Below are 10,425 nucleotides of genomic sequence, written 5' to 3' on the forward strand. Positions count from 1 at the left end.
GGTTACCAAGCGATCCCCGCGGGTATTTGACCCGCAGGATCGGTAATGGGTTTGACAAATCACGCAGCGGGCACAAGATTCTGTGGCTGGTGTGCAGTGATGATGCTCGTATCATGTCGATTCCTTATCTGCGTCTTGTTGTCGTGGGCTGGCTCGTCGCGGCGGGTCTGGGAACTGATTCGGCACTGGCCCAGTCATCCGGCAACGACGGCGCGGAGACATTTCCAGTCTTCGACACCTCGGCGATGCGCCGGCTTGTGCACGGCCATCGTCAAAACCTCGATCTGGCAGCCGGGGCGCTGCCGTTGGGCCACGCGCAGGCTTTTTTCGGCGTCGATGATTCCAGCAGTGCAACGCGGCGTTATCTCACCAGCGGTCTCGAATGGCAGGCGGCCTCATCGGCCAGCCCGCTCGACTTGCGTTTTAGCGGGATGCACACCTCAAGCCGAGGTGCGGCCGTAGGCGGGCAGACGCTGCTGCAGGCCACCAGCAATTTTGATCTCGGCGGCGGCGCGTTCGTGCCTGATCTGTCGTTCATGACGGCGGAAGTCGATGGTTCCGGGCCGGCCGGGGCCAGCCTGTCGGGACGGGCCAGCCGCTACGGCGTAAGCGAAGATTACGCGGCCGGCGGCTACCACCTGGGTTATTTTTCGGCCAGCTCGGGTTTTGATACCTGGGGCAGCCCGCTTGCCAGCGTTGGCCGGGGTGTCGAGCTGGAAAGCCATTACGATGGCGACTCGGGTTGGCGCGTGCACAACACGTTGCGCGTGCACGACCGCACGACCGAAAGCGGCCTCGTGGACACGTTTACCATCAGCGGGCGCTATGCTCAGGCCGGCACCGGCCGGCCCTGGGCGCTGAGCGCGCAGTTCGGTAGCAAACGGTCGGCCGATCATCGCCCGGTCTCGCTACGTGTGGCCAGCCGAACACAATACTGGCGCGCTTGGCATGTGAATACCGCCATGGGCTGGTATCAAGGCGATGTCGTCAATCCACAGAATCGGCCTGTCGAGGGCGGCCTGTGGTCGTTGTCGTTCGATCGGCGTCTGGCGATCGCCGGTGTGGCTGCACGCCTGCGTCCGAGGTTCGCGCTTGGCGGCACCCAGAGCCGCGATAGTGACTATGCGGGCCTGGCTGGTGTTGGACTCGTGTTTCCGGGCATCGCTGATCAGTTCGCCATCAACATGGACTATGCCTCGGCCGGCTGGGTGCCGGCGACCCACGCCGGCGGTGATGTGCGCTTGTCACTGAACTTTACGAAAGATTCCGGTCAAATATTCTCACCACTGCGTTCTCTGATCGATCGGTTTTGATCCAGCGATGGCCGATGTGCGGCCGTGTTCATGGTCTGCTCATGCCGTCTGTCGTCAGATAGCGCGGCATATGGCTTGATACGGCGTGCCCGCGGGGCAATGGGCGCGTCGTGAATTTGTTCGAACAAGGAAAAGCGCATGCGTCTGGCTCGTTACTATCGTTCGACGGTTGGTCGTGCCGTCATGCACACGGGGCTTGTGCTCGTCATGGCACAGGCGGGCGGGGCGATGACGGCCCAGGCCGCCAGCGATCCGGCCAAGTCGGGTGCGGCCAACAAAGCCAAGAGCGCTGAAAGCGCGCCGCAGAAAACGACGCCCTATCAACAAGTGATCGATTACGCCGCGCTCGTATCCCTGGCCCGGCAGCGCGCGAAAAAAGATTACAAAGCGCCGCCGCCGGTGGGGGAGGCGTTGAACAAGCTTTCGCCGAACGACTACACGCGTATCGGTTACAAGACGGATCGCGCGCTATGGGCCGATCAAAAAACCGATTTCAAGACGCTGTTCTATCCGCCGGGCTCGTTCTACGAGCACGCAGTCAAGATCTACACCATCAACGATGACAAGACCGTGCGCTCGGTCGACTTCGACAAGCACGCATTCAGCTATCCGTCGCCGGCCGTTGCCAAGAAGATGCCGGCCGATGCCGGGTTTGCCGGTTTCAAGCTGACGTATCCACTGAACGACGCGGATAAACAGGACGAACTGGTCTCGTTTCTCGGGGCCTCTTATTTCCGTGCGCTGGCTGCCGATACGCGCTATGGCCTGTCGGCGCGTGGCCTGGCCATCGATACAGGCAATACCCAGAAAGGCGAAGAGTTTCCGAATTTCACGCGCTTCTGGCTGGTGGAGCCGGCCTCAGGTGCCAAGAGCACGACGGTTTATGCGCTGCTGGACTCACCGAGCGTGGCCGGGGCCTACAAGTTCGTGATCACCCCCGGCAAAAAGACGGTCACCGCCGTCGAGGCAACGCTGTTCACCCGCAAGGCAATCGACAAGCTGGGCATCGCCCCGCTGACCAGCATGTTCACTTGGGGGGAGAACAGCCTGACTCGCCTGGATGATTATCGCCCGGAAGCCCACGACTCTGACGGCATGCTGATTTCCGCAGCCAACGGCGAATGGCTCTGGCGGCCTCTGATCAATCCGCAGAAGCTCTGGATGAACCAGTACGATGCCAACGATGTGCGTGGGTTCGGCCTGGTACAGCGGGATCGCGATTTCGCCAACTATCAGGACATGGACTACGGCTACGAAAAACGCCCGAACGCCTGGGTACGTCCCAAGGGCGACTGGGGCAAGGGCCATTTGGAACTGGTGGAGATCCCGTCCGACTCCGAGGTCAACGACAATATCGATCTGTACTGGGTGCCCAGCGAGCCCGTCAAAGCCGGCCAGCGCCTGCACTACGCTTATGACGTGAGCTGGTCGGATGCCCCGATCGCGCCGCAATCGTTAGGGCATGTCGCGGCGAGTCGGATCGGCATGGCCGCGGTGGTTCCCGGGCAGCAGAAGAATCAGGTCAAGATCGCGATCGATTTCGTCGGCGGCTCGTTGACCAAGCTCACCGACGCGAACTCGGTCAAGGCACGCGTCAACGCCGCGCGCGATGTGACGATCAACAATATCCGGGCGGTGCGTAATCCGCACACGAATGGTTGGCGTCTGAGTTTTCTGGTGCCGACGAAGGCGCTCGAATCCCCGCTCGATCTGCGAGCCTATCTGGCCGATGCCAACGGCGGTGGCTTGACTGAAACCTGGAACTATCGGCTGGCCAATCCGTGAGCGTAGAGACCGCCGAACAGCGCGCGCCCATGCGCCGTGTCGAGGCTTATCTCGCCGCGCTCACGGATCACACATCGCGCCGCATTGCGCTGCGAGACACGGTCGCTGCCAAGAACCCCGATACGCCGGATGCCGCCATGGCTGCGTTGCATGATGCGCTCGCCGGCGATCATCACGGTATGGACGACCCGGCCGAGGCCGAGCTGATCGGCCGGATCGAGGCCGCCTACCCGGACCTGGCCGCGCGGCGGGCTGCGGATACGGGCAACGCCGGGTTGCGCGGCGGCTCAATGCCGGGCATGGCGCGGCGCTCGATGTCGCCAGCGGCCATGGATCGGCGGCCCTGGCGTTTCATTTCCCGGCTATTGCCCGGCCTGGATCGGCGTCTGCGCCTGCCACGGGCGGTGCCCAGCCGGCTGCGCGGCGTCGTGCGCTGGCGTCAGCTGGTGCTGTTCTTTCTGGTCGCTCTGCCGGCGGCCGGGGCGACGTTCTATATGTTGACCGTGCTGCCGCATCAGGGCGGTACGCCTCTGGAAGTCGTCATCCTGGGGCTCGCCGGGCTGCTGTTTGCCTGGATTCTGGTTGGCTTCTGGACAGCGATGGCCGGCTTTTTCGTGCTCTGGCAGGGCGATAAGTATCGGATCAGCGACGCGCCGGGGGCAGCATGCGATCAGGACATGTCGGCGGCACGAACCGCAATCGTGATGCCGATCTACGAAGAAGACGTAACACGCACGTTTGCCGGTCTACAGGCGATCATCGAGTCACTGGCGGCGACCGGCCGGCTGGACGAGTTCGATATCTTCGTGCTGAGCGACTCGGTCAAACCCGATACGATCGCCGCCGAGCAGAAGGTCTGGGCCCAAACCTGTGACCGGCTCGGCGCGTTCGACCGGCTGTTCTATCGGCGCCGGCGTGCGCGGGTCAAGCGCAAGAGCGGCAATCTGGCCGATTTCTGTCGTCGCTGGGGCGGGCACTATCGTTACATGATCGTGCTGGATGCCGACTCGATCATGATCGGAAGCACGTTGACCGCGATGGTCGATCGGATGCAGGCCAACCCGAGCGTAGGCCTGATTCAGACGCCACCAACGGCCGTTAACCGCGTAAGCGTTCTGGCACGTGTGCAACAGTTCGCCACGCGCGTTTACGGACGCATGTTCGCGGCCGGATTGCATTACTGGCATCTCGACAACGCCCATTACTGGGGGCATAACGCGATCATTCGCATCGCGCCCTTCATGGATCATTGTGCTTTGCCGCGCCTGCCCGGCCGTGGCGCGTTGTCCGGCGAGATCCTGTCACATGATTTCGTCGAGGCCGCGCTCATGCGACGGGCCGGCTGGGGCGTGTATGTCGCCTACGACCTGCCGGGCAGTTATGAGGAGGTCCCGCCCAGTCTGATCGATGAGCTCGGGCGTGATCGACGCTGGTGCCAGGGCAATATCCAGCATCTGCGCCTGTTGTTCTCCGACAATCTGGCCCCGGCGCATCGTGCGCTGTTTGCCAACGGCGTGATGGCCTATACCTCGGCAGCGATTTGGTTCGTGTTTCTGGTTCTGTCTTCTTTCGAAGCGGTGATGGAAGCCGTGACCACGCCGGATTATTTCCCCTCGCCCGGGGCGCTGTTTCCCGCCTGGCCGGTCTGGCAGCCGATCTGGGCGCTGACGTTGTTTTACGCCACGCTCGTGGTGCTGTTTCTGCCCAAGATTGTGGGCATGGGCATGATCATCGCCCGTGGTGAACACAAGGCCTTTGGCGGCGTGGGTAATCTGATCGGCTCGACGCTGATCGAGATCATCCTGACCTCGTTGCTGGCGCCGATTCGCATGTTGGCGCATACGGTCTTCGTGGCCACCACGCTGATCGGCAGGCAGGTCAAGTGGAACAACCAGCAGCGCGAGGATGCCACCGTGCCCTGGTGGGCCGCGACCCGGTTTCATTTGCCGGGCATGGTGCTGGCCGTGGCCTGGGGCGCGGTGCTCTATATCTATACGCCGGGCTTTTTTCCCTGGCTGCTGCCAATTTTGATCCCGCTCCTGATCGCGCCGGTGGTGACGGTTCTGACCTCGAGCGTATATCTCGGTCAGGCTATGTCACGTCACGGCCTGCAGCGTATTCCCGAAGAAAACGCCCCGCCGGCCGAACTCAGGCGTGTGGTCGAGCTAGGGGATGAGGCTGGCCCGGAGCCGAGCATGGCCGCCCTGGTGATCGATCCGCGGCTCAATGCCTTGCACGTGGCACTGCTTGGCCAGCCGCGCCGGCTGAGCGATGAGCTTGCAAGCTATCGCCACGAGCTTGGCGAGCGGCTGCTCGCCGAGGGCCCAGCCGGCCTGGATACAGGCGAACAGGCCGCGCTGCTGGCCGATCCGGGACAGATGCGTGCCCTGCACAGCGCGCTCTGGTGTTTGCCGACATGGCCGGATTGGGCCGCCGCGGCCTTGTGCCCTGACACCCGGGCGAGCGCATCGGTATAGTCGCGCCATTCGCCTAAAGACAACGCTGTTATGTCGCTGCATATCGTGATTCTGGCCGCCGGCCAGGGCAAACGCATGAATTCGGCTCTGCCCAAGGTGTTACAGCCGCTGGGTGACCGGCCGTTACTGCGCCACGTGGTCGAGACGGCCCAGGCGCTGGAGCCGGCGGCCATCCACGTGGTTTACGGACACGGCGGGGAGCGCGTGCAGCAGGCGTTGGCGGATATGCCGGTACGCTGGGTACAACAGGCCGAACAGCTGGGTACCGGGCACGCCGTGGCCCAGGCCATCGGCGATATCCCGGACGATGCTCGGGTGCTGGTGCTTTACGGCGACGTGCCTCTGGTGCGGGCGAACACACTGAATCATCTGGTCTCGGCTGCTGACAACGGTGCCTTGGCCTTGCTGACGGTGGTGCTGGCTGATCCCACCGGTTATGGCCGTATCGTGCGCGATGACGACAATCGCGTGCAGCGTATCGTCGAGGAACGCGATGCCGATAGCGCCGAGCGGCATATTCATGAAACCAATACCGGGCTTCTGTGTGCCGGCGCTGCAGCCCTACGCGACTGGCTATCACGGCTGACCGACGACAACGACCAGGGCGAGTATTACCTGACCGACTGTATCGCGCTGGCCGCGGCCGACGGCGTGCCGGTCACCGCCGGCCAGGCTGCCAGCGAGGCCGAGACCCAGGGCATCAACAACAAGCTGGATCTATCACGCGCCGAGCGCCTGTTCCAGCGTCGTCAGGCCGATGCGCTGATGGCTACCGGGTTGACGCTACGCGATCCGGCACGGTTCGATCTGCGTGGCGTGCTGCGGGCCGGGCGCGATACCGAAATCGACGTCGATGTGGTTGTCGAGGGCCGAGTGATCCTGGGGGATAACGTCTATGTCGGCCCGCATGTCGTGCTCAAGAACTGTCGGATCGAAAACGATACACGCATCGAATCCCACAGCGTGGTCGAGGGCGCGACGATTGGCGCACGCTGTGCCATCGGCCCGTTCGCCCGGCTGCGTCCGGATACCGTGGTCGCCGACCGGGCCAAGATCGGCAACTTCGTCGAAACCAAGAAGACACGCTTGGGCGAAGCCAGCAAGATCAACCATTTAAGCTATGTCGGCGATGCTCGTATCGGCCGCGACGTCAATATCGGGGCCGGTGTCATCACCTGTAATTACGATGGACTGTCCAAGCACGAGACGATCATCGAGGACGGGGCGTTCGTCGGCTCGGACTGCCAGCTCGTCGCCCCGGTCACGATCGGCCGTGACGCCACCATCGGTGCCGGCTCGACCGTGACACGCAACGCACCGGCCGATGCCTTGACGCTATCGCGGGTACGACAGAGCACCGTGGCCGGCTGGCAGCGGCCGTCGAAAAAGACAACCAAATAATCAACTTATCACCGGGGCAATTCTATGTGCGGCATCGTTGGGGCAAGTGCGCAGCGTGACGTATCGGCCATTCTTCTCGAGGGCCTGAGACGGCTCGAATATCGTGGCTACGACTCGGCCGGCATGGCGCTGGTCGATGATGGGGCGCTACGGCGACAGCGTGCCGTGGGCAAGGTGGCCGCGCTGGCCGATGCACTCGCCGACGCCCAGGCCGAGACGCCCGGCGACGGCCTGCCGGGCCGGCTCGGCATTGCCCACACCCGCTGGGCCACGCATGGCGGGGTGACTGAGGCCAATGCGCATCCGCATGCCTCGAGTGAGCGTGTTGCCGTGGTGCACAACGGCATCATCGAGAATCACGAGGCGCTGCGCGATGAGCTGGTGGCGGCCGGTTATAGCTTCACCTCGGAAACCGATACCGAGGTCGTGGCGCATCTGATCGATTTCTATCGGCGCACCGCGGCCGATCTGGCCGGTGCTGTCCGGGCGGCGGTGGATCGGTTGCACGGGGCCTACGCGCTGGCCGTGGTCAGTATCGACGATCCGGATACGCTGGTGGCGACCCGGCGTGGCTCGCCGCTGGTGCTGGGCGTGGGGATCGGCGAGCATTTCGTGGCCTCGGATCTGGCCGCACTGTTGCCGGTCACACGGCGTTTCGTCTATCTCGAAGATGGCGATATCGCGATCGTGCAGCCCAAGCATTTTGCGTTGACCGATTTCAACGGCCAGCCCATCGAGCGCCCGGTACAGGAATCCGAGCTATCGCTGGAAGCCACGGAAAAAGGTGGCTATCGCCATTTCATGCTCAAGGAAATCTATGAGCAGACCCGTGTTCTGACCGAAACCTGGCAAGGCCGGCTGGGCGATGACGGCCCGCTGGCCGCAGCCATCGGCCCCCAGGCCGAGGCGCTGCTCGCCGAGGTGGAATCGGTGCATATCGTGGCCTGTGGCACGAGTTATCACGCCGGCTGCGTGGCGCGTTACTGGATCGAGTCGCGTGCCAGGATTCCCTGCAACGTCGAGCTGGCCAGCGAGTTTCGGTATCGCAGCCCGGTGGTGCCCAAGAACTGCCTGTTTGTAACCTTGTCGCAGTCGGGGGAGACAGCCGATACGCTGGCGGCATTGCGCTATGCCAAAGCGTTGCCCAGCGGCGCCGGTTATCTGGCCACACTGGCGATCTGCAACAAGCCCGAGACCTCGCTGACCCGCGAATCCGATCTCATCCTGATGACCCGCGCCGGGCCGGAGATCGGCGTTGCCTCGACCAAGGCATTCACCACCCAGCTGGTCTGCCTGGCCATGCTCTCGGGCATGCTGGCACGCCCCAATGCGTCGGCGGTACATGTGGCCCAGGCATTGCAGTCGATGGGCTCGGCGATCGAGGCGGTGCTCGCGCTCGACGACACGATCGCCGAGCTGGCCGAAGCCTTCGTGGACAAGCATCACGCCCTGTTTCTGGGGCGCGGGCCGATGTATCCGATCGCGATGGAAGGCGCGCTCAAGCTCAAGGAGATCTCGTATCTCCACGCCGAGGCCTATGCCGCCGGCGAGCTCAAGCATGGCCCGCTGGCACTGGTCGACGACGACATGCCGGTGGTCGCCATTGCCCCGACCGACGACTGGCTGGAAAAGGTCAAGTCCAACCTGCAAGAGGTTCGCGCCCGCGGAGGGCGGTTGTTCGTCTTCGCCGACGAGAATTCGGGCCTGAAATCCGGCGAGGGGCTGACCGTGATCGACATGCCGCATATCGCAGAGGCGATCGCGCCGATCGCCTATACCGTGCCGCTGCAGCTTCTGGCTTATCACGTGGCCGTGGCCAAGGGCACGGACGTGGATCAGCCGCGTAATCTGGCCAAATCGGTGACCGTGGAATAACACGACAGGCGGCCCCGGTTCGGTTTCGGGCTCGGTCTCGTATGAAACGGCAACAGGCCCTAAGATAACCGGTCACATTGAGATGATCGGACAAGCCTACGATGAAGATCGTTGCCATCGGTGCCGGCGCCTGGGGCCGTAACGTCATTCGCAATCTCGAAGCGCTGGGCGTGTTGTCCGGCATCGTCGAGAGCAATAACGAGCGCCTGAACGCTTACGCCAGCGAGCATCCGGATTTATCACTGTTCGCGGACTGGCGCGCCGCCCTGGCTTCGGACTGTGACGGTGTGGCCATCGCCACACCCACGGCAACGCACTACGAAATCGCGGCTGCCGCGCTGGCGGCCGGCAAGGACGTGTTTGTCGAAAAGCCGATGACGCCGACATCGGCCCAGGCACAAGAGCTGTCTGATCTGGCCGAGCGCGAGGCGCGGGTCCTGATGGTCGGTCATCTACTGCTCTACCAGCCGGCAATCGCCTGGATGAAGGAATATATCGAGGCCGGCAAGCTGGGGACGTTGTTCTCGATTCGTCACGAACGGCTGAACCTCGGCCGCGCGCGCAGCGCAGAGAACGTGATCTGGGATATCGGCGTCCACGACATGGCCGTGATGCTCTATCTCACAGGCACGGCCCCCGACCGAGTTCGGGCGACCGGCCATCGCATGCTGGGCCTGGCGGTCGAGGACGAGGTGCATGTACATCTCGAGTTCGCCCACGGCGTGCGGGGCAACCTGCACACCTCCTGGCTGTGGCCCGAAACAGCCCGTCGTACGGTCCTACGTGGCTCGGCGGGCATGCTCGTCTATGACGAGATCGAGCAGAGTGTCACCCTGCATCGACGATGGATCGACGATCAGCTGCAAAATCACGATGAAGGCAGTGAGATCGTGCATCGCGGCGATGGCCAGCCCCTGGCGCTGGAGCTTGCGCATTTCATCGATTGCATGAAACGCCGCGAGACATCGCGCTCGAGCGGGCGCTCGGCGATCGCGGTGATCAAGACGCTCGAACGGATCAACGAGGCCGTGGCGCACTCATCCCGCTATGCGTATTAGCCCGGTTCATCTCTTGGACTGTTGTGTATCGATACGCTGTTGAAAACTAGCTGTGACAAGCCGGAATCGAGACAAACACGATCCAAGAGATTGAATCAGATACCGTCTCGTCCGGCTTCCGTTGGTTGAACCACGGCGTCGGCCCGCTATTAACAGCTGTTCGGCAAAAAACTAACGATCGGTCGTGGTTTTGATGAAAACCATCGTTTCTTCTTTTAAGCGATTGTTTTGCAAGCGATATATTTTTCTATCTTTATTCGTTAAATAAAAACAATCGCGCCCGGCCATCGGCTTTTCCTGGGCGTGTGTTATACACGATATGTGAAGTAGAAAAGCAGAAAAATTGCGGCGATTCGTGCAGTCGGCCACAAGTTTTCTGTATATCGAATATTTTAGCGAATACGGATTTTCTGCTTCTGCTATCGAGTGCACTTTTGAGAGCGAAGGCGCATGCCAAGACGTCTTCTCTAACGGCTTCAAGGCCGAAACCGCACCAAGTGCTGGGTTGACTGGGCT

At 62.5% G+C, this 10,425-nt stretch carries 6 protein-coding genes; all 6 read left to right on the forward strand.

Going from position 1 to position 10,425, the window contains the following annotated elements; genetic code table 11:
• Nucleotides 1-1,313, forward strand: a 1,313-nt coding sequence (locus tag SAJA_RS13205) for a hypothetical protein (RefSeq protein ID WP_221180246.1), incomplete at its 5' end; no start/stop codon positions are given.
• Between the two features lie 138 nt (nucleotides 1,314-1,451).
• Nucleotides 1,452-3,098, forward strand: coding sequence for an OpgD/OpgG family glucan biosynthesis protein (locus SAJA_RS13210; protein WP_123659140.1), 1,647 nt, complete (start codon nucleotides 1,452-1,454; stop codon nucleotides 3,096-3,098).
• Nucleotides 3,095-5,575 carry a glucans biosynthesis glucosyltransferase MdoH gene (mdoH, locus tag SAJA_RS13215; RefSeq protein WP_221180247.1) on the forward strand — a complete coding sequence of 827 codons (2,481 nt, stop codon included), beginning with the start codon at nucleotides 3,095-3,097 and terminating at the stop codon, nucleotides 5,573-5,575. The genes SAJA_RS13210 and mdoH overlap by 4 nt, the downstream gene beginning before the upstream one ends.
• A gap of 30 nt (nucleotides 5,576-5,605) precedes the next feature.
• On the forward strand, nucleotides 5,606-6,976 hold the full coding sequence (gene glmU / locus SAJA_RS13220) for a bifunctional UDP-N-acetylglucosamine diphosphorylase/glucosamine-1-phosphate N-acetyltransferase GlmU (protein WP_184999888.1): 1,371 nt from the start codon (nucleotides 5,606-5,608) through the stop codon (nucleotides 6,974-6,976).
• Between the two features lie 24 nt (nucleotides 6,977-7,000).
• Nucleotides 7,001-8,851: a glutamine--fructose-6-phosphate transaminase (isomerizing) gene (glmS, locus tag SAJA_RS13225; protein WP_123659141.1), complete on the forward strand. Its 1,851-nt coding sequence runs from the start codon at nucleotides 7,001-7,003 to the stop codon at nucleotides 8,849-8,851.
• Nucleotides 8,852-8,952: 101 nt separating this feature from the next.
• Nucleotides 8,953-9,909, forward strand: a complete 957-nt coding sequence (locus tag SAJA_RS13230; RefSeq protein ID WP_123659142.1) for a Gfo/Idh/MocA family protein — start codon at nucleotides 8,953-8,955, stop codon at nucleotides 9,907-9,909.
• The last annotated feature ends 516 nt before the right edge of the window (nucleotides 9,910-10,425 follow it).

Origin of the sequence: Salinisphaera japonica YTM-1, assembly GCF_003788585.1 — a bacterium.
GTDB lineage: Bacteria > Pseudomonadota > Gammaproteobacteria > Nevskiales > Salinisphaeraceae > Salinisphaera > Salinisphaera japonica.